Source organism: Enterobacter cloacae complex sp. P17RS (assembly GCF_014895885.1).
Taxonomy (GTDB): Bacteria; Pseudomonadota; Gammaproteobacteria; order Enterobacterales; family Enterobacteriaceae; genus Enterobacter; species Enterobacter bugandensis.
Genome location: NZ_JADBQK010000021.1, coordinates 42,278 through 62,220, shown reverse-complemented (window position 1 = coordinate 62,220; position 19,943 = coordinate 42,278). Strand labels below are relative to the sequence as shown.

16 protein-coding genes are annotated in these 19,943 nt (G+C 56.5%); 12 read left to right on the top strand and 4 right to left on the bottom strand.

The features are described from left to right. The first annotated feature begins 169 nt into the window (after positions 1-169). From IM265_RS15955 to fhuB, 8 genes are all read left to right on the top strand, one after another. The gene (locus IM265_RS15955; RefSeq protein WP_088204385.1) at positions 170-742 is read left to right on the top strand and encodes a fimbrial protein; all 573 of its coding nucleotides are present in this window, start codon (positions 170-172) and stop codon (positions 740-742) included. Positions 743-785: 43 nt separating this feature from the next. After that, positions 786-1,499, top strand: a complete 714-nt coding sequence (locus IM265_RS15950) for a molecular chaperone (protein ID WP_182035416.1) — start codon at positions 786-788, stop codon at positions 1,497-1,499. A 19-nt stretch (positions 1,500-1,518) separates the two neighbouring features. Further along, the gene (locus tag IM265_RS15945) at positions 1,519-3,999 is read left to right on the top strand and encodes a fimbria/pilus outer membrane usher protein (protein ID WP_182035417.1); all 2,481 of its coding nucleotides are present in this window, start codon (positions 1,519-1,521) and stop codon (positions 3,997-3,999) included. A gap of 8 nt (positions 4,000-4,007) precedes the next feature. Beyond that, complete coding sequence (locus tag IM265_RS15940) at positions 4,008-5,012, top strand: fimbrial protein (RefSeq protein WP_182035418.1); 1,005 nt, start codon at positions 4,008-4,010, stop codon at positions 5,010-5,012. 201 nt (positions 5,013-5,213) lie between these two features. Beyond that, entirely contained in the window at positions 5,214-7,469 is a 2,256-nt protein-coding gene (gene fhuA / locus IM265_RS15935) for a ferrichrome porin FhuA (RefSeq protein ID WP_045259489.1), read from the top strand. Between the two features lie 50 nt (positions 7,470-7,519). Further along, positions 7,520-8,317 (top strand): Fe3+-hydroxamate ABC transporter ATP-binding protein FhuC, encoded by a 798-nt coding sequence (fhuC, locus tag IM265_RS15930; protein ID WP_028015563.1) that lies wholly within the window; start codon positions 7,520-7,522, stop codon positions 8,315-8,317. Then, entirely contained in the window at positions 8,317-9,207 is an 891-nt protein-coding gene (fhuD, locus tag IM265_RS15925; RefSeq protein WP_063438120.1) for a Fe(3+)-hydroxamate ABC transporter substrate-binding protein FhuD, read from the top strand. The genes fhuC and fhuD overlap by 1 nt, the downstream gene beginning before the upstream one ends. Next, the gene (gene fhuB, locus IM265_RS15920; RefSeq protein ID WP_193030275.1) at positions 9,204-11,186 is read left to right on the top strand and encodes a Fe(3+)-hydroxamate ABC transporter permease FhuB; all 1,983 of its coding nucleotides are present in this window, start codon (positions 9,204-9,206) and stop codon (positions 11,184-11,186) included. Before fhuD ends, fhuB begins: the two co-directional genes overlap by 4 nt. Before the next feature lie 84 nt (positions 11,187-11,270). Here fhuB and hemL read toward each other — a convergent pair whose 3' ends face one another. After that, positions 11,271-12,551, bottom strand: a complete 1,281-nt coding sequence (gene hemL, locus IM265_RS15915; RefSeq protein ID WP_041911201.1) for a glutamate-1-semialdehyde 2,1-aminomutase — start codon at positions 12,549-12,551, stop codon at positions 11,271-11,273. 177 nt (positions 12,552-12,728) lie between these two features. Between hemL and clcA the strand changes: the two genes are divergently transcribed. Further along, on the top strand, positions 12,729-14,129 hold the full coding sequence (clcA, locus tag IM265_RS15910) for a H(+)/Cl(-) exchange transporter ClcA (RefSeq protein ID WP_182035419.1): 1,401 nt from the start codon (positions 12,729-12,731) through the stop codon (positions 14,127-14,129). 79 nt (positions 14,130-14,208) lie between these two features. Then, entirely contained in the window at positions 14,209-14,553 is a 345-nt protein-coding gene (gene erpA / locus IM265_RS15905) for an iron-sulfur cluster insertion protein ErpA (protein WP_008501923.1), read from the top strand. Positions 14,554-14,611: 58 nt separating this feature from the next. Here erpA and IM265_RS15900 read toward each other — a convergent pair whose 3' ends face one another. From IM265_RS15900 to mtnN, 3 genes are read right to left on the bottom strand one after another with little or no spacing between them, the layout of a single operon-like run. Further along, positions 14,612-15,235, bottom strand: coding sequence for a TRIC cation channel family protein (locus IM265_RS15900; protein ID WP_023616579.1), 624 nt, complete (start codon positions 15,233-15,235; stop codon positions 14,612-14,614). A gap of 21 nt (positions 15,236-15,256) precedes the next feature. Then, entirely contained in the window at positions 15,257-16,057 is an 801-nt protein-coding gene (btuF, locus tag IM265_RS15895; protein WP_048961427.1) for a vitamin B12 ABC transporter substrate-binding protein BtuF, read from the bottom strand. Continuing rightward, positions 16,050-16,748, bottom strand: a complete 699-nt coding sequence (gene mtnN, locus IM265_RS15890; RefSeq protein ID WP_028015570.1) for a 5'-methylthioadenosine/S-adenosylhomocysteine nucleosidase — start codon at positions 16,746-16,748, stop codon at positions 16,050-16,052. The genes btuF and mtnN overlap by 8 nt, the downstream gene beginning before the upstream one ends. A gap of 82 nt (positions 16,749-16,830) precedes the next feature. On the opposite strand from mtnN, the gene dgt reads away from it, so the two are divergent. Both dgt and degP read left to right on the top strand, forming a co-directional pair. Beyond that, on the top strand, positions 16,831-18,345 hold the full coding sequence (gene dgt / locus IM265_RS15885) for a dGTPase (protein ID WP_182035420.1): 1,515 nt from the start codon (positions 16,831-16,833) through the stop codon (positions 18,343-18,345). Positions 18,346-18,476: 131 nt separating this feature from the next. Beyond that, complete coding sequence (degP, locus tag IM265_RS15880) at positions 18,477-19,913, top strand: serine endoprotease DegP (protein ID WP_028015572.1); 1,437 nt, start codon at positions 18,477-18,479, stop codon at positions 19,911-19,913. Positions 19,914-19,943 lie beyond the last annotated feature (30 nt).

Below are 19,943 nucleotides of genomic sequence, written 5' to 3'. Positions count from 1 at the left end.
CTCTCTGGACACAATGAAGAATAATCTGATGTAATCGCCATAAGAAATTCACTGGCTCAAAGGATATTCCTATTTAGTCAGTCATGTGTAACATGCTGGATAACATTTCGACTCAAAATATTTGTAGTGCGAATGGATGCCACATTTGTCAAATATAAGGATATTTTTCATGAACAAAAAAATTGTCTCTACATTTTTAGCCGGAAGCGTTATGGCCGCGCTGTCTCTGCCTGTATTTGCATCAAACGATTCCGGTACGGTGAACTTCGCCGGAAAAATTGTTGCCGATACCTGTGAAATTAACGTTGATGGCACAGGGACTAACGCTTCCACCGTCACTTTCGCAGATACCTATCCTTCGGATTTTGGTGCTGACGGTACGGTTGGCACCTCAAAAGCCTTTAAGATTGAAGTGAAAAAATGTGACCCGCTGGTCGCTAAACTGAACCTCAAGTTTAGCGGCACGACAACAGACGCCGCTAACAAGCGCTTGAAGAACGATCTGACTGGCGCAGGCAATGCGACCAACGTTGGCATCATCGTCAGCAATGAGAACGGCGCTAAAGGCGATGTTGTTTTCGACGGTTCAGTACCGGATACGGGTACCGATGTGAATAACGACGCGACCGGGGCAACGGCTTCTGTCTTTAACTACACCGCGAAAGTGATTCAGGTGGGGGATACCGCGCCAACCGCGGGCCATTACTCCTCCTCTGCAACATTCGAGGTTGTCTATCGCTAAGCAATGACGGGCAGCCTGAACGGCTGCCTTTTTGGAACATTGTATGAAGACTTTATTTAAATTGTTATGTGGTTGTTTAATTATTTCCTGCTGTTCAGTACAGGCAAGTGTTGTTCTCGGTGGTACGCGAATTATTTATCCATCGAATAAATCAGATGTTCAGATAGCACTTAAAAATAAAGATCCGCATACACGTTATCTGGTGCAAAGCTGGGTCAGTTACCCCAATGATGCGAAAGCGCCCTTTATTATTACTCCTCCTGTTTACAAATTGCAGGAAAATCGTCAAACCCTTTTGCACGTTATTTTTACCGGCGATAAAAAAAGCCTGCCCGCAGACCGGGAATCTCTGTTTCTGGCAAACGTTAAATCCGTATCGGCACTCTCGCCGGAGTTGAAAGAGAAAAACACGCTGCAATTTGCGATGAAAACGCGCCTGAAGCTTTTCTGGCGTCCGGCTCAGCTGAAGGAAAGCGATGCCCTGGGAGCCTACGCAAAAATCACATTCCAGCGTCAGGGCGACACGCTAATTGCAAACAACCCGACCCCGTTTTACGTCTCGTTTGGCGAGCTGGCCGTTGGTGGGAAAAGTGTTCCGGTGAAAGAGACCAAAACCACGCCAGGCGCCATTTCAATGATGGTGGCTCCGTTCAGCGAGCAGCGTTTCGCGTTACCGAATTCAGCAAAGGGCGCGGTGACCTGGACGGCAATCAATGATTTCGGTGGGCAAACCCCACAGCGCAAGCAGGCTCTTTAAATCATCATGTTGGTATTTTATGTCGTCATCTCTGCTTCACAAACAGGTACTGTACGGGATCGCGCTGACGCTGCTCGCCGCGATCCAGCCTGCCTGTGCTGATGACGAATTTAACCTGCGGATCCTTGAGCTGGATACGCCCCTCGAAAATACCTCTACATTAAAAAACTTCATTAACGATAACGGGCTACTTGCCGGAAGCTACCTTACGACTGTTATGTGGGATCGGGACGTTGTGGATAAACGTCCCATCGCTTTCGTGCTGTCTGACGATAAACAGCGCCTGCTGCCGGAGCTGACGAAAGCGGATCTGCGCGATTACGGCGTGAAAGTAGACACGATCCCGGACTTAAAAGATCTGGATGACGGCGCTTATGTCCGCGATATCTCTCATTTCATTGAAAATGCCCGTTACGAATACAATCAGGATGACCAGACCCTGAAGCTGGTCATCCCGCAGGCGTACCGCGACCATGCTGCCGCTGGCGCGATACATCCAAAATTCTGGGATGACGGCGCGCCTGCCGCCTGGACAAGCTATCAACTCAGCGGTTCTCAGCAGCACTACAGTTCGGGCAAAACCTCTTCGACCTGGCTTGGCCTGGAGTCGGGGATTAACCTTGGGGCGTGGCGGCTGCGGAATAACAGCACCTGGAGCGACGCTTCCGGCTGGGAGGGCATTGCCAGCACGTTACAACGCGACATCAAAACGCTGAAAAGCCAGCTTGAGATTGGTCAGACATATACCAATGGTGAACTTTTTGACAGCGTCCAGATGACCGGCGTGAAGCTGGAAACGGATACTTCTATGCTGCCTGTTAGTCAGCAGGGCTTTGCGCCCGTCGTGCGCGGTATTGCCAATAGCGATGCGAAAGTCACTATCAAGCAAAACGGCTACACCATCTATCAGACAAACGTCTCACCCGGGCCGTTCGAGATCCGCGATTTAAGCCAGGTAACATCCGGAGCCGATCTGGAAGTGACCGTCGAAGAGGCGGATGGCAGCGAGCATAGCTTCATCAAGGCCAGCGCGTCGGTGCCGGTGTTACAGCGGGAAGGCGGCTTTAAGTATTCGCTGGCCGCAGGGCGCTATCGCGGTAATGAAGGTGAAGACGAACCCACCTTTGCGCAAGGCACGGCCATCTATGGTCTGCCTTACGGCGTCACGGCGTATACCGGCGCGCTGGGTTCATCACTGTATCACGCGCTGCTGCTGGGGCTCGGTGCCGATCTGGGGCATTTCGGCTCCGCCTCTGTCGACCTCACGGCCGCGCGTACCGTGTTTGATGACGGGCGTGACGATGCCAGCGGTTTATCCTGGCGGGCGCAGTATTCAAAAGATATTCCCGACACGGATACCACCATCACGCTTGCCAGCTATCGCTACTCCACATCGGGGTTCTATACCTTTCAGGAAGCTATCGATCAGCGTGACAGCGAAATCGATGACGGCATTTATACCTACCGCAGAACTAATAACCGCCGTAGCCGCATGCAGCTCAACCTTTCCCAGCGGGTTTCTGACTGGGGCTCGGCCTATCTCAACGGCTATCAGCAGGACTACTGGGATATGGACGGCCATGAGCGTAGCGTCAGCGCGGGGTTCAGCTCCAGCTGGCGCGACATCACCTGGTCGATAAGTTACAACCTGACCCGCACGCCAGATGCCGATACCGACCGGCAAATGGCGTTGACGGTCAACATTCCGTTATCAAAGTGGCTGCCGAATTCCTGGGCAACCTACAGTGCCAATACCTCCAGTGGCGGATTTGTCTCGCATCAGGTTGGGCTTGGCGGTACTGCTCTCGAGGACAATAAGCTGAGCTACAACCTCCAGCAGACCTATGCCAACCAGGATACGGGTTACGGCGGCAGCCTGTCCGGGCGTTATCGCGGGGCTTCCGGTGAGGTAGGGATGGGGTACAGCTACGGTGGTAACAATCGGCAGTGGAACTACAGCGCTCAGGGGTCAATCGTTGCTCACGAGCATGGCGTGACGCTGGGGCAACCCGTACGCGACGCCTTCGCCATTGTGCACATTAAAGATGGTGATAACGTCAAAGTGCAAAACGGGCGCGGCATCACGACGGACCGTTTTGGTAACGCGATTGTTCCTTCTCTGACGGCCTACCGGCACAACATCATCACCGTGAATACGCAGGATCGGGAAGATATTGATATCGACGCGGCAACGCTGGATCTCGTGCCGACGAAAGGGGCGGCAGTGCCGGCCACGTTCGACGCGCGCGTGGGACGACGCGCGCTGGTGACCTTGCTCTACGCGGGTAAGCCCGTGCCGTTTGGTGCCCTGGTGGCGCTGGACAACACCACGGCCATCGTGGGCGATGATGGGGAGGTTTACCTGACAGGGCTGTCCGGCAAAACAACGTTTAGCGTGCAGTGGGGAGAAGAGCGCGATCGGCAGTGTCACGGGACGCTGGATCTTCCCTCGCACAGCGCGGCAGGGATCGTGAAAGCCACGGTCAACTGCCTTAACTGAGGTATTTCATGAATCTACGTCGTATCGTTAACACATACCTGCCACCGATACTGCTCGTGCTGGCAGGGGCATTTTGCCATTCAGCCCGGGCAGATTGTACCTTCAACGGCAGCGCTGACGCGGATGCCGTGGTGACGTTTCAGCTTCCCCCGGTCATTATTGTCGCCCCCGACACGCCCGTCGGCACCGTGCTTTATGACGCCAGCGTCGAGAGTAAAGCGGTAACGGTGGATTGTAGCGGTGACGCGCAAATTCGACGCGGGTATTTGTACCTCACGGATGCGGATGCGCGCGAAGGTGTGATGAGCGGGGTTTATCAGACCAACGTGCCGGGTATTGGCATCCGCGCGGCGTCGTCGACCGAACGGCTTCCCGGTTACACTGAACAGGATCTCGTCCGGCCCATGCAATTTCTGGGCTCGATCCACGGCTCTTCGACAAGTACATCTGTATTTCGCGCCGCTGCCCAGCTGGTCGTCACGGGCGCTATCCAGGAGGGCGATCTTGATACCTCACGGTTAACCTCAATGGATATCCTGGGCAACGCGCCGATCGGTGAAATGCGCTTCTCTCCCACCACTATTCGCATCACCACAAACACCTGTAACCTGGTCGATCGCAACATCTATGTGCCGCTGAAAACGGTCAATACCCAGGACTTTAGCGGCCAATACTCTGACATCCTCACGGACGGCAGCTTTAAGATTGAGATCACCGACTGCGCGGCAGGCACAAAGGTGGATTATCAGTTTACCAGCGCGGGATCAACGGGCGTCACGAACGGCAATATTTTGGGGATCGCCTCCGGAGATTCCGCCGCTGAAGGCGTCGGCATTCAGATCCTTGACCAGAATGATACGGTACTGCAGTTCGATCGGAACTATACGGCGATAACCGGCACGCAGGACAACGTTCCTGTCGAGATCCCACTCAAGGCTCGCTACGTCAGGACGGGGGAGATAAAAGCCGGCAAAGTCGATTCTGTCGCGACGTTCGAGCTCTTTTACCGTTGATTCATCCTGCCCGCTCTGGCGGGCTAAGGATCATTTCACTAACTTCGTTAACCCTCTCTTTTCATCTGGTTAATTCTTAAACCCTTAAATCTTGTAGGGCCGCTTACTGCTTGCTATGCAACCAGCGTTTCGCATATTATTCTGCGGTCATAATAATAATTCTCGTTTACGTTATCATTCACTTTTCCATCAGAGATAAACATGGCGCTTTCCAATACTGCTCAGCCAATTAACACGTCGCTGCGTAAAGTCGCGGTTGTCGTAGCCACAGCGGTTGCCGGCATGTCTGCATTTGCTCACGCTGCCGAAACCCCGAAAAAAGAAGATACTATTACCGTTACCGCTGCACCTGCTGCACAGGAAAGTGCCTGGGGACCTGCTGCGACTATCGCCGCTCGCCAATCTGCGACCGGTACCAAAACAGACACCCCAATTCAAAAGGTTCCACAGTCTATTTCTGTGGTAACGGCCGAAGAGATGGCGCTGCATCAGCCACGTTCCGTTAAAGAAGCTCTGAGCTATACCCCGGGCGTTGCAGTAGGCACCCGTGGTGCTTCCAATACTTACGACTACCTGGTTATTCGCGGTTTCGCGGCCGATGGCCAGAGCCAAAACAACTACCTCGACGGCATGAAAATGCAGGGGAACTTCTACAACGACGCGGTAATTGACCCGTACATGCTGGAGCGCGCCGAAATCATGCGCGGTCCGGTTTCCGTTCTGTACGGTAAAAGCAGCCCAGGCGGCCTGCTGAACATGGTAAGTAAGCGCCCAACAACCGAGCCGCTGAAAGAGATCCAGTTTAAAGTGGGTACCGACAGCCTGTTCCAGACAGGCTTTGACTTCAGCGATGCGATCGACGATGACGGTGTCTATTCATACCGCCTGACGGGCGTTGCGCGCTCGAACAATTCGCAGCAGGAAGATAAGGGCGAGCAGCGTTATGCCATCGCGCCATCCTTCTCCTGGCGTCCGGATGACAAAACAACCTTCACGTTCCTCTCCTACTTCCAGAACGAGCCTGAAACGGGCTACTACGGCTGGCTGCCAAAAGAGGGGACGGTTGACCCGCTGCCAAACGGCGATCGTCTGCCGACTAACTTCAATGAAGGCGCGAAGAACAACACCTATTCCCGTAACCAGAAAATGGTGGGATACAGCTTCGACCACGAATTCAACGATACTTTCACCGTGCGTCAGAATCTGCGCTTTGCCGAGAACAAAACCTCGCAAAACAGCGTTTACGGCTACGGCATGTGTTCCGATCCGCTCTATTCGAGTAATCCGGCATCCAGCCCTTGCGCGAGCATTCCTCAGTCACAATGGGGGCATACGCTGACTCGCCAGTATGTGATCGATGACGAGAAGCTGCAAAACTTCACCGTTGATACGCAGCTTCAGAGCAAGTTCGCGACGGGGGCTCTCGACCATACTCTGTTGACAGGCGTTGATTTCATGCGCATGCGTAATGACATTAACTCCTGGTTCGGCTATGCCGGCTCCGTTGCGCCATCCGATATTTACGATCTCGATCGTGGCGATTTCGATTTCGGTTCACACCCTGGACCATCTGGTGCTTACCAGGTGCTGAACAAGCAGAAGCAGACCGGCGTTTACGCTCAGGATCAGATCGAATGGGATAAAGTGCTGGTGACACTGGGCGGCCGTTACGATTGGGCCGATCAGGAGTCCTACAACCGCGTATTAAATACCACCGCCAAGCGTGATGATACTCAGTTCACCTGGCGTGGCGGCGTTAACTACCTGTTCGACAACGGGGTAACTCCTTATTTCAGCTACAGCGAATCCTTTGAACCGGCTTCCCTGACCGACGCTCAAGGTAAACCATTCTCACCGTCTAAAGGCAAACAGTACGAAGCGGGCGTGAAATACGTGCCTAACGATCGTCCGATCGTGATCACCGGTGCAGTGTATCAGCTGACCAAAACCAACAACCTGATGGCTGACCCAACTGGCTCACCCTTCTCCGTTGAAGGCGGCGAGATCCGCGCCCGTGGCGTAGAGCTGGAAGCCAAAGCGGCGTTATCTGCCAGCGTGAACGTTGTCGGTTCTTATACCTATACCGATGCGGAATACACCACCGACACCAACTACAAAGGCAACACGCCGGCGCAGGTGCCAAAACATATGGCATCCCTGTGGGGTGATTACACGATGTTTGACGGCCCACTTTCTGGCCTGACGCTGGGTACCGGTGTGCGTTATACCGGCTCCAGCAAAGGTGACCCGGCGAATAGCTTCACTGTTGGAAGCTATACACTGGTTGATGCACTGGTCAGATACGATCTGGCGCGTGTAGGCATGGCCGGATCAAACGTCGCGCTTCACGTGAACAACCTGTTCGATCGTGAGTACGTTGCCAGCTGCTTCAACACCTACGGTTGCTTCTGGGGTGCTGAACGCCAGGTTGTCGCCACCGCGACCTTCCGCTTCTAACCTCTTTATGGGCACGGTTCGCCGTGCCCTTTTTATTTAAGTTGGCTGACATGCAGGATAATAAAACGCAATCCGACACCACCTTTACGCTCAATAATCTCTCCTTTCGTGTACCCGGGCGCACCCTGCTGCATCCGCTCTCTCTGACGTTTCCTGCCGGTAAAGTGACGGGCCTGATTGGCCACAACGGTTCCGGTAAATCCACGCTGCTCAAGATGCTGGGACGCCACCAGCCACCTTCTGAAGGGGATATTCTGCTGGACGATCGGCCGCTGGAGGGCTGGAGCAGTAAAGCCTTTGCCCGCAAGGTGGCCTACTTGCCGCAGCAGCTGCCGCAGGCGGAAGGGATGACGGTGCGTGAGCTGGTAGCGATTGGCCGCTATCCGTGGCACGGGGCGCTTGGCCGCTTCGGCGTCGCCGACCGGGAGAAAGTAGAAGAGGCGATTGCGCTGGTAGGGCTAAAACCGCTGGCGCATCGCCTGGTGGATAGTCTGTCCGGCGGTGAACGTCAGCGGGCGTGGATTGCGATGCTGGTGGCGCAGGACAGCCGCTGCCTGCTGCTGGATGAACCGACCTCTGCGCTGGATATCGCCCATCAGGTCGACGTGCTGGCGCTGGTGCATCGCTTAAGCCAGCAGCGCGGCCTGACGGTGATCGCTGTCCTGCACGATATCAACATGGCGGCGCGCTACTGTGACTACCTCGTCGCGCTGCGCGGCGGTGAAATGATCGCTCAGGGCACGCCGTCTGAGCTGATGCGCAGCGAAACGCTGGAACATATTTACGGTATTCCAATGGGTATTCTGCCTCACCCGGCCGGGGCAGCTCCCGTGAGCTTTGTCTACTGATGCTGGATTCAATATACATTAGCCGCCGTCGCCTGCTGACGGCCATGGCGCTCTCGCCGCTGCTGTTGAAGATGGCCCCGGCCCGCGCCGCCGCTATCGATCCGCACCGCATCGTGGCGCTGGAGTGGTTACCCGTCGAGCTGATGATGGCCCTGGGTATCACGCCCTACGGCGTGGCCGACATTCCCAACTACACCCTGTGGGTGAATGAGCCAAAACTGCCGGACTCGGTCATCGACATCGGTCTGCGCACGGAGCCAAACCTTGAGCTTCTCACGCAGATGAAACCGTCTTATTTATTCTGGTCTGCGGGGTATGGCCCGTCGGAAGAGATCATGGCGAAGATTGCGCCGGGACGAGGCTTTTCCTTTAGCGACGGTAAAAAGCCGCTGACCATGGCAAAAAATTCCATCCACGAGATGGCCCAGTTCCTCAACCGGGAAGCGGAAGCAAAACAGCATCTCGATGAGTTTGACGCGCTGATTGAGTCCCTTAAGCCGCGCTTTGCCCGCCGTGGCGATCGGCCATTGCTGATGGTGACGCTGCTGGATGCCCGCCATATGCTGGTCTTTGGAAAGAACTGCCTGTTCCAGGAAGTGCTCGACAACTTCGGCATTCGCAACGCCTGGGAAGGCGAGATGACGTTCTGGGGAAGCACCGCCGTGGGCATCGACCGCCTGGCGGCGTTTCGCGACGTCGACGTGCTGTGCTTTGACCACGGCAACGAGCGTGAAATGCAAACCCTGATGGCGACCCCGCTCTGGCAGGCGATGCCGTTCGTGCGCAAGCAGCGCTTCCTGCGCGCCCCTGCGGTATGGTTTTACGGCGCGACGCTGTCGGCAATGCACTTTGCCCGCGTGCTGGACAACGTGATGGGGGGCAAAGCATGAGTACGCGTATTGCCCGTTTCCCGGCGCTGCTGCTGGGGCTGATTTTTCTGGCGGTGCTGGCGCTAACCGGGTTCAACCTCTCCACGGCACTGCCGCGCGAGCAGTGGGCGGCCGCGTTTGCCGCTCCGGATATCGACAATATTCAGCAAATGTTGTTCCACTACAGCCTGCTGCCGCGTCTTAGCATCTCCCTGCTGGTCGGGGCGGGGCTGGGACTGGTGGGCGTGTTGTTCCAGCAGGTGCTACGTAACCCGCTGGCGGAGCCAACCACGCTGGGCGTGGCGACGGGGGCACAGCTGGGGATCACCATCACCACCCTCTGGACCCTGCCGGGGGCATTAACCTCGCAGTTTGCCGCGCTGGCAGGTGCCTGCGTCGTGGGCGCACTGGTCTTTGGCGTGGCCTGGGGAAAACGTCTCTCGCCGGTCACGCTGATCCTCGCCGGGCTGGTCGTCAGCCTCTACTGCGGCGCGATCAACCAGCTTCTGGTGCTGTTTCACCACGACCAGCTGCAAAGCATGTTTATGTGGAGCACCGGCACGCTCACCCAGACCGACTGGAGTATCGTCCAGCGCCTGTGGCCACAATTGTTTGGCGGCGTGGTGCTCACGCTGCTGCTGCTGCGCCCGCTCACTCTGATGGGGCTGGATGATGGCGTGGCGCGCAACCTGGGGCTGGCGCTGTCGCTGGCTCGTCTGGCGGCGCTCACGCTGGCGATTGTGCTGAGCGCTCTGCTGGTTAACGCGGTTGGCATCATCGGGTTTATCGGCCTCTTTGCGCCGCTGCTGGCGAAAATGCTCGGGGCGCGTCGCCTTCTGGCACGTCTGCTGCTGGCGCCGCTGATCGGGGCGCTGATCCTCTGGCTTTCCGATCAGATCATTCTCTGGCTGGCGCGCGTCTGGATGGAAGTGTCTACCGGGTCGGCAACGGCGCTTATCGGTGCGCCGCTGCTGCTGTGGCTGCTCCCGCGTTTGCGCAGCATCAGCGCCCCAGCGATGGACGCGGGTGATAAGGTCTACGCTGAACGTCAGTCGGTGCTATGGTTCAGCCTTGCCGGTCTGGCGGTGTTGCTTATCGCCTCGTTTGCCGCCCTCGCGTTTGGGCGCGATGCCGCAGGCTGGCACTGGGCAACGGGTGACTTACTCAACGAACTGCTGCAGTGGCGCTGGCCGCGTATTCTCTCCGCGCTGATTGCCGGGGTGATGCTGGCGGTGGCGGGCTGTATTATTCAGCGTCTGACCGGTAACCCGATGGCAAGCCCTGAAGTGCTGGGGATCAGCTCCGGCGCGGCCTTTGGCGTGGTGCTGATGCTCTTCCTGGTGCCGGGCAATGCGTTTGGCTGGCTGATGCCTGCCGGGAGTATCGGTGCGGCGGCCACGCTGATGATTATTCTGGTTGCCTCTGGCCGCGGTGGATTTTCTCCGCACCGCATGCTGCTGGCCGGTATGGCGCTCAGCACCGCCTTTACTATGCTGCTGATGATGCTGCAGGCGAGCGGCGATCCGCGCATGGCGAAGATCCTGACCTGGATTTCCGGCTCAACGTACAACGCCACCGCCAGCCAGGTTGCCTGGTCAGGAAGCGTTATGATCGTGCTGCTGGCGATGGTACCGCTGTGCCGTCGCTGGATGACCATTCTGCCGCTGGGGGGCGAAACCGCGCGTGCGGTTGGCTTAGCGCTGACGCCAACGCGCGTCGCGCTTCTTCTGCTGGCGGCGTGTCTGACGGCAACCGCCACCATGACCATCGGTCCACTAAGCTTTGTAGGGTTGATGGCGCCGCATATCGCCAGAATGATGGGTTTCCGACGGACGATGCCACATATTGTGATGTCGGCCCTGACGGGCGGGGTCATTCTGGTGTTTGCCGACTGGTGTGGAAGGATGGTGCTGTTCCCGTATCAGATCCCGGCGGGCCTGTTGTCGACCTTTATCGGTGCGCCTTACTTTATCTATCTGTTGAGAAAGCAGAGTCGGTAGTCAGGTGCGGCCTGATACCCTCTCCCACGGGGAGAGGGAGAACATCGTAGGCCGGGTAAGCGTTAGCGCCACCCGGCAATGCCCTTAAAGCTTCGCAAACACCTTACGCGCCGCGTCGATGGTGTTATTGATATCTTCTTCGCTGTGCGCCACGGACATAAAGCCCGCTTCGAACGCGGACGGTGCCAGGTACACGCCTTCTTCCAGCATCAGGTGGAAGAAGCGCTTGAAGCGTTCAACGTCGCACTTCACCACGTCCTGATAGCGGGTCACGGTTTTCGCATCGGTGAAGAAAATCCCGAACATGCCGCCCACGTGGTTAACAACCAGCGGAATTCCCGCTTCTTCTGCGGCTTCCAGCAGACCGTTTGCCAGCTGCGTGGTGCGGTCTGTCAGGGTTTCATGAATACCCGGCTGCGCCACTTCGGTCAGACAGGCGAAGCCCGCAGCCATGGCAATTGGGTTACCGGAGAGCGTGCCCGCCTGGTAAACCGGGCCGGTTGGTGCCAGGGCTTCCATCACGTCCTTACGACCGCCGAAAGCACCGACCGGCATGCCGCCGCCGATGATTTTGCCGAGGCAGGTCAGGTCCGGCTCAACCTCATAATAAGACTGGGCGCCCGCCAGTGCCACGCGGAAGCCGGTCATCACTTCATCGATGATCAGCAGCGCGCCGAACTCATCGCACAGCGCGCGCAGGCCCGGCAGGAAGTCAGGCTGCGGCGGGATGCAGTTCATATTGCCCGCAACCGGTTCAACGATAATGCAGGCGATCTCCTGCGGATACTGCTCGAACGCCGCGCGAACGGTGTTCAGATCGTTGTAGGTGCAGGTCAGGGTGTGCTTCGCGAAATCAGCAGGTACGCCAGGCGAGTTTGGCTGGCCGAGGGTCAGCGCGCCGGAGCCCGCTTTCACCAGCAGGCAGTCCGCATGGCCGTGGTAGCAGCCTTCGAATTTGATGATTTTGTCGCGACCGGTAAAGCCGCGCGCCAGACGGATGGCACTCATGGTGGCTTCGGTACCGGAGTTCACCATACGCACCATGTCCATGGTCGGCACCAGTTCGGTAACCAGCTCCGCCATTTTCACTTCCATCTCGGTCGGCGCACCGAAGCTCAGGCCGCGCTGCGCGGCTTCGATGACCGCGTTACGAATGGCAGGATGGTTATGTCCGAGAACCATCGGCCCCCAGGAACCGACGTAATCGATATAGGCTTTGCCATCGACATCATACAGATACGCGCCGTCAGCACGTTCAATAAACAGCGGCGTGCCGCCCACGCCGGTAAAGGCGCGTACTGGCGAGTTCACGCCACCGGGGATTAGCTCGCGGGCTGCACTGTAGAGGTTTTCAGACTTGCTCATGGCGTCGTTCCTGGTTCGTATAAAATGATTAAGCACACTATTCTAAGTGATCCGCAGAAGGTTATGAAATTTTTAGCCTGTTAATGCTTTAAGATTTGTTAAGTATTTTTCAGGCGTCGCAGGGAAGGTCTCTGGTAAAATCTTCGCGGCTTTTTGTATGACGAATAAGAACAGGACATGAAATCAGATTCCCCGTCTTTTGAAGAACAACAGTTTACGCGCGCCCAGCACCGAATCAGCATTCGGCGGCTGCTTAATCGCGATAAAACGCCGCTGGCGATCCTGCTTGCTGCTGCGGTGGTGGGTACCCTTGCAGGGCTGGTTGGCGTGGCGTTTGAAAAAGCGGTTAATGCCGTACTCAACTGGCGAGTGGGTACCGTAGCCGGTTTTGCCGATCGCGAATGGCTGGTCTGGGTAGCGGCATTCGGCCTGTCTGCGCTGTTTGCCATGGTGGGGTATTTTCTGGTGCGTAAATTCGCCCCGGAGGCGGGCGGGTCTGGCATCCCGGAAATTGAAGGCGCGCTGGAGGAGCTGCGCCCGGTGCGCTGGTGGCGGGTGATCCCGGTTAAGTTTATTGGCGGCATGGGGACGCTGGGCGCAGGGATGGTGCTCGGCCGGGAAGGGCCAACGGTGCAGCTGGGGGGGAACGTCGGCCGCATGGTGGGCGATCTGTTCCGCATGCGCAGCGCCGAGGCGCGCCATACGCTGCTGGCCACCGGTGCAGCGGCGGGGCTTTCTGCGGCGTTTAACGCGCCGCTGGCCGGTATTTTGTTCATCATCGAAGAGATGCGCGCGCAGTTCCGCTACAACCTGATCTCCATTAAAGCGGTGTTCACCGGCGTCATTATGTCGAGCATCGTCTTTCGCATCTTTAATGGCGAAGGGGCGGTGATTGGAGTCGGTAAACTGACCAACGCACCGGTTAACACCCTGTGGCTATACCTGATCCTCGGCATGATTTTTGGTGTGGTGGGCCCGCTGTTTAACACCTTTATCTTACGCGCTCAGGATATGTTCCAGCGCGTTCACGGCGGCAATACCACGAAATGGGTGCTGATGGGCGGCCTGCTGGGCGGCATTTGTGGCGTGCTCGGCTTTATCGAACCGAATGCCGCGGGCGGCGGTTTCGGGCTGATTCCCATTGCCGCAGCCGGGAATTTCAGCGTGGGTTTGCTGCTGTTTATGTTTTTCTCCAGGGTCATTACGACGGTACTGTGCTTCTCCTCCGGCGCGCCCGGCGGGATTTTTGCCCCGATGCTGGCGCTGGGAACGCTGCTCGGCACCGCGTTTGGTATGGCGGCTGAGGCAGGTTTCCCCGCTTACCATCTGGACGCCGGCACCTTTGCAGTGGCCGGGATGGGGGCGCTGCTGGCCGCCTCCCTGCGCGCGCCGTTAACCGGCATCGTGCTGGTGCTGGAGATGACGGATAATTACCAGCTCATTTTGCCAATGATCATTACCTGTCTCGGCGCGACACTATTAGCCCAATTCCTGGGTGGAAAACCGCTATACTCCACCATCCTCGCGCGTACCCTGGCAAAACAAGAGGCGGAGCGGGCCGCCACGCAGAATACTTGAATGAATTACCAGGGTATTAGATAATGACGAAAAGAATTGGGTGAATTTTACCCAATAGCAGTATTCATGGGAGCATAAGATGAGTGATGACGTAGCTGTGCCGCTGGAATTTACCGAAGCAGCAGCCAACAAAGTGAAAACCCTGATTGCCGACGAAGACAATCCGGATCTGAAACTGCGTGTCTATATTACCGGTGGCGGCTGCAGCGGCTTCCAGTACGGTTTTACCTTTGACGATCAGGTGAACGACGGCGATATGACCATTGAGAAGCAAGGCGTCGCGCTGGTAGTTGACCCGATGAGCCTGCAGTATCTGGTGGGCGGTTCGGTGGATTACACCGAAGGTCTGGAAGGTTCGCGTTTTGTGGTGACCAACCCGAACGCAACAAGCACCTGCGGGTGTGGTTCTTCGTTCAGCATTTAAGCCTGAATGCGGATTGTAGGCCCGGTAAGCGAAGCGCCACCGGGCTTATAAACGACGCCTATCTTGAAGTTTCATCCAGCGCAAACGTCGGCAGCTTCAGGTGCCAGCGTATCGCCGCTAAACGTATCACCAGCGTCACGACCATCCCCAGCATCGCGGCGTTTTCCAGCGGAATTGCAAACGTGTAGTACGCGGTCGCGTGGACAATGCCGCCCGCAATACAGGCCGTTGCGTAAATTTCAGTACGCAGGATCATCGGCACCTCACGCGCCAGAATGTCGCGAATGATGCCGCCGCCCACGCCGGTTAACACGCCCATGCAGATCGCCACCATCGGGCCGGTGCCCGCATTAAACGCCTTATTGACGCCAATACCGACAAACACGGCCAGACCGACGGCATCCAGCACCGGCAATATCCATTTGGGTAATCGGCGGGGCTGGCGAACCAGCACAATGGTCAACAGACAGGTGACCATGGCGACCACAAGATCGGTAGGATCTTTCACCCAAAACACCGGGCCATTGGCCAGCGCCATATCGCGGATTGTCCCGCCGCCAACGGCGGTCACCACGCCAAGCACCAGCACGCCAAACGGATCCATGCGTAGTTTTCCGGCGAGCAGGACGCCGGAGATAGCAAAAACGGCTGTACCAAGAATATCCAGCCAATAAACGAGCATCGTTAAATCCTCGAACAAATGTTAATGACCCTCTGCCAGAGCGGCACAGAGCTGTTTTGCGGCGAGGATAATACGCGGGCTGGCGCGTTCAAACCAGTCACCGTTGAGTGGGATCACCGGAATTTTTAGCTGGCTCTGCCAGAATTGTTTAATTTTAGGAATCTCGCTCGCATTTCCGACCACGACGATGGCCTGCGGCTGGCGCGCCAGAACCTGCTCACGGCTCACCTGAGGCCACGGTACCCGGCTGGCAGCAAAGATATTTTCACCGCCGCACACTTCCAGCACCTGGTTCTGAATTGAGCCTTTTCCGGTGGTAAACAGCGGCTGGCTGCCGAACTGCAGGAAGATGCGCTTTTTAACAGGCGTATCGTATTGGGCTTTCAGCGCGGCATAGTCGCTGAGCATCTGGTTCGCCGCACTCACGGCTTTTTGAGGCGCAGGGCTATAAGGGGCCAGGGCGCGCAGAGCCTGAGCGACCTGCTCAATACTTACCGCGTCAACCCACATGACCTTGATGCCAAGCGAGGTGAGCTGGTTAACCTGCCGCTCGGCGTTACCGCCGCGCCAGGCCAGCACGAGATCCGGCTTAAGCGCCACAATGCGCTCAAGATTCATCCCTTGCCAGGTTGCCACTTGTTCAATGCCGGCCGCCTGTGGGGGGTAATCTGAAAAGCTGCTGACGCCAACGGGGGTGATCCCGGCGGCAAACGCCAGTTCGGTGTTAGCGGGAGAGAGGGTAATCACACGCGGCGCGGCGAACAGCCACGCCGGTGCAAGCAGCAGCAGGGCGGCCAGCGCCCTGATAGATCGTTTAGCCACGCGCCAGGTTCTGCACCAGGCGTTCCACCATCACGGTGGACTGTTTTGCCGCAACGGCCAGGAACTCGTCGAAGCTGATGTGAGACTGCTGGTCTGCCACGTCAGAGATGGCGCGAACCACCACGAACGGTACGCTGAAATTGTGGCAAACGTGCGCAATCGCGGTCGCTTCCATCTCTACGGCAACCGCCTGCGGGAAGTTATGACGGATTTTCGCCAGACCGACCGAGCCATTGATGAACGCATCACCGCTGACAATCAGGCCGCGTACCGCGTTGAGATTGAGCTCAGCAATGCAGGCTTCAGCCGCCGCTATCAGTTTATCGTCAGCTTTAAACCCTGCCGGGCAGCCCGGAAGCTGGCCGTATTCGTAGCCGAACGCGGTGACGTCAGCATCGTGGTAACGCGCTTCGTCGGAGACAACGATATCGCCCACTTTCAGCGTCGGTGCCAGACCGCCTGCTGAGCCCGTGTTAATGATGACGTCCGGCTTGCAGCGCTCAAGCAGCAGGGTCGCACCCAGCGCAGCAGCCACTTTACCGATGCCTGATTTCAGCAGAGCCACCTCAACACCGTTCAGCTGCCCGGTGTAGATCTCACAACCCCCGAGAGAGAGGGTCTGACGGTTCTCAATTTTGTCACGCAGGAGCGTAACTTCTTCTTCCATTGCACCAATAATGCCGATTTTCATAGATTTACTCGCGATGTGCCTTGTTAAGAGGCATAGTCTATCATGCGGTTAAGGGGAAACGCATTCTCACGCGGGGGAGCACATGTCACCAATCGATTTTCGTACCAAAATTAACTGGCACCGACGTTTCCGTTCGCCGCAGGGCGAAAAGAGCGAACATGAGATCCTGCGTATCTTCGAAAGCGATCGCGGCAGGATTATTAACTCGCCCGCCATCCGGCGTCTGCAGCAAAAGACCCAGGTATTCCCGCTGGAGCGTAACGCCGCGGTGCGCACGCGCTTAACCCACTCCATGGAAGTGCAGCAGGTCGGGCGTTATATTGCCAAAGAGATTTTAAGCCGCCTCAAAGAGCAGCGTTTACTGGAAACCTATGGCCTGGATGAGCTGACGGGGCCTTTCGAGAGCATCGTTGAGATGGCCTGCCTGATGCATGACATCGGCAACCCGCCTTTTGGCCATTTTGGCGAGGCGGCTATTAATGACTGGTTTAAACAACGGCTTTATCCGTCGGATGCGGCAAGCCAGCCACTCAGCGATGACCGCTGCATCGTGCGCGATTTACGCCTGCGTGAAGGCGAAGAAGGGCTGAACGATCTGCGCCGTAAAGTGCGCCAGGATCTCTGTCACTTTGAGGGCAACGCGCAGGGGATCCGGCTGGTGCACTCCCTGATGCGCATGAACCTGACCTGGGCGCAGGTTGGCTGCATTTTGAAATATACGCGTCCCGCGTGGTGGACGGGGGAGACGCCCGCATCCCACAGCTATTTAATGAAAAAACCGGGCTATTACCTTTCCGAAGAGGCCTATATAGAACGGCTGCGTAAAGAACTTTCCCTGACGCCAAACGGCCGATTCCCATTGACGTGGATTATGGAAGCCGCCGACGATATTTCCTATTGCGTGGCTGACCTGGAAGATGCCGTTGAGAAAAGAATATTCAGCGTCGAGGAGCTTTATCAGCATCTTTATGCGGCATGGGGAGCCCATGAAAAAGGATCGCTGTTTGCGCAGGTTGTCGAAAATGCCTGGGAAAAATCGCGCTCAAATACGTTGAGCCGCAGTACGGAAGATCAGTTCTTTATGTATTTGCGGGTCAATACATTAAATAAACTGGTGCCGTATGCCGCCTCGCGCTTTATTGATAATTTGCCGCAAATCTTTAGCGGGGAATTCAATCATGCGCTGCTGGAAGATGACAGCAGTTTCAGCCAACTCCTTGAGCTTTATAAACATGTGGCGATGCGGCATGTGTTCAGCCATCCTGATGTCGAGCAGCTGGAACTGCAGGGATACCGTGTAATCAGTGGATTACTGGAAATTTATTCACCGTTGCTTCAACTCTCCGTCGAGGAGTTTAGCGAGCTGGTGGAAAAAGAACGCGTGCGGCGAATTCCTATCGAATCCCGGCTTTATCAGAAACTTTCTACCCGCCATCGGCTGGCGTATGTCGAAGCGATGGGTAAGCTGGATCGCCACGCTCTGGAATGGCCGGTGATGGAATATTATTATCGCTGCCGTCTAATCCAGGACTATATCAGCGGCATGACCGATTTGTATGCCTGGGATGAATACCGCAAGCTCATGGCCGTGGAATAATTCCGGAGTTTTGTAAAGAAGGCCAATAAATTTTTACCTTTTCCATAAACTTATGGCCGGAACTAAGCGGTATAAAATGAATCTGAGTTACACAGCAATTTTGCGTTACCTGTAAATCGAGATTGAGAAACATGAAAAAAACCACATTAGCAATGAGTGCACTGGCTCTGAGTTTAGGTTTAGCGCTGTCTCCTCTGACTGCTACTGCAGCCGAGACCGCGTCGTCGGCAGCAACCGCGCAGCAGATGCCAAGCCTGGCACCGATGCTCGAAAAAGTGATGCCATCGGTGGTGAGTATTAACGTTGAGGGCAGCACGACCGTCAATACGCCGCGCATGCCGCGTAACTTCCAGCAGTTCTTCGGTGACAATTCACCGTTCTGCCAGGACGGTTCGCCGTTCCAGAGTTCTCCGTTCTGTCAGGGCGGTGGCGCAGGGGATGACGGCCAGGGCGGCGGCCAGCAACAGAAATTCATGGCGCTTGGTTCCGGTGTGATTATTGATGCCGCAAAAGGCTACGTGGTCACCAACAACCACGTTGTGGATAACGCCAGCACCATTAAAGTACAGCTGAGCGATGGTCGTAAATTCGATGCTAAAGTGGTGGGTAAAGATCCGCGCTCCGACATCGCGCTGATCCAGATTCAGGATCCGAAGAACCTGACGGCGATTAAAATTGCCGACTCCGATGCGCTGCGCGTGGGCGATTACACCGTCGCTATCGGTAACCCGTTCGGTCTGGGTGAAACCGTGACCTCGGGTATCGTCTCTGCGCTGGGCCGTAGCGGCCTGAATGCGGAAAACTATGAAAACTTCATCCAGACGGACGCGGCAATCAACCGCGGTAACTCCGGCGGTGCGCTGGTGAACCTGAACGGCGAGCTGATCGGTATCAACACCGCTATTCTGGCACCGGACGGCGGTAACATCGGGATCGGCTTTGCTATCCCGAGCAACATGGTGAAAAACCTGACTGCTCAGATGGTGCAGTACGGCCAGGTGAAACGCGGTGAGCTGGGTATTATGGGTACCGAGCTGAACTCCGAGCTGGCGAAAGCGATGAAGGTGGATGCGCAGCGCGGTGCGTTCGTCAGCCAGGTTATGCCGAACTCCTCTGCAGCGAAGGCGGGCATTAAAGCGGGTGATGTGATCACCTCTCTGAACGGTAAACCGATCAGTAGCTTTGCCGCCCTGCGTGCGGAAGTGGGCTCGATGCCAATTGGCAGCAAAGTGACCCTTGGCCTGCTGCGTGACGGCAAACCGGTTAACGTAAGCCTGGAGCTGCAGCAGAGCAGCCAGAATCAGGTGGACTCCAGCACCATCTTCAGCGGAATTGAAGGCGCAGAGATGAGTAACAAGGGCCAGGACAAAGGCGTGGTGGTGAACAACGTGAAAGCAAATTCACCTGCTGCCCGTATCGGCCTGAAAAAAGGCGATGTGATCATGGGGGCTAACCAGCAACCGGTGAAAAACATCGCTGAACTGCGCAAAATTCTCGACAGCAAACCGTCCGTGCTGGCGCTGAATATCCAGCGCGGTGACACCTCAATTTACCTGCTGATGCAGTAATTCTCTTAAGCCCCTGTACGCAGGGGCTTT

Coding starts and splice junctions, on each gene's coding strand:
- IM265_RS15955 (WP_088204385.1), top strand. CDS start 170: ATGAACAAAAAAATTGTCTCTACATTTTTAGCCGGAAGCGTTATGGCC.
- IM265_RS15950 (WP_182035416.1), top strand. CDS start 786: ATGAAGACTTTATTTAAATTGTTATGTGGTTGTTTAATTATTTCCTGC.
- IM265_RS15945 (WP_182035417.1), top strand. CDS start 1,519: ATGTCGTCATCTCTGCTTCACAAACAGGTACTGTACGGGATCGCGCTG.
- IM265_RS15940 (WP_182035418.1), top strand. CDS start 4,008: ATGAATCTACGTCGTATCGTTAACACATACCTGCCACCGATACTGCTC.
- fhuA (WP_045259489.1), top strand. CDS start 5,214: ATGGCGCTTTCCAATACTGCTCAGCCAATTAACACGTCGCTGCGTAAA.
- fhuC (WP_028015563.1), top strand. CDS start 7,520: ATGCAGGATAATAAAACGCAATCCGACACCACCTTTACGCTCAATAAT.
- fhuD (WP_063438120.1), top strand. CDS start 8,317: ATGCTGGATTCAATATACATTAGCCGCCGTCGCCTGCTGACGGCCATG.
- fhuB (WP_193030275.1), top strand. CDS start 9,204: ATGAGTACGCGTATTGCCCGTTTCCCGGCGCTGCTGCTGGGGCTGATT.
- hemL (WP_041911201.1), bottom strand. CDS start 12,551: ATGAGCAAGTCTGAAAACCTCTACAGTGCAGCCCGCGAGCTAATCCCC.
- clcA (WP_182035419.1), top strand. CDS start 12,729: ATGAAATCAGATTCCCCGTCTTTTGAAGAACAACAGTTTACGCGCGCC.
- erpA (WP_008501923.1), top strand. CDS start 14,209: ATGAGTGATGACGTAGCTGTGCCGCTGGAATTTACCGAAGCAGCAGCC.
- IM265_RS15900 (WP_023616579.1), bottom strand. CDS start 15,235: ATGCTCGTTTATTGGCTGGATATTCTTGGTACAGCCGTTTTTGCTATC.
- mtnN (WP_028015570.1), bottom strand. CDS start 16,748: ATGAAAATCGGCATTATTGGTGCAATGGAAGAAGAAGTTACGCTCCTG.
- dgt (WP_182035420.1), top strand. CDS start 16,831: ATGTCACCAATCGATTTTCGTACCAAAATTAACTGGCACCGACGTTTC.
- degP (WP_028015572.1), top strand. CDS start 18,477: ATGAAAAAAACCACATTAGCAATGAGTGCACTGGCTCTGAGTTTAGGT.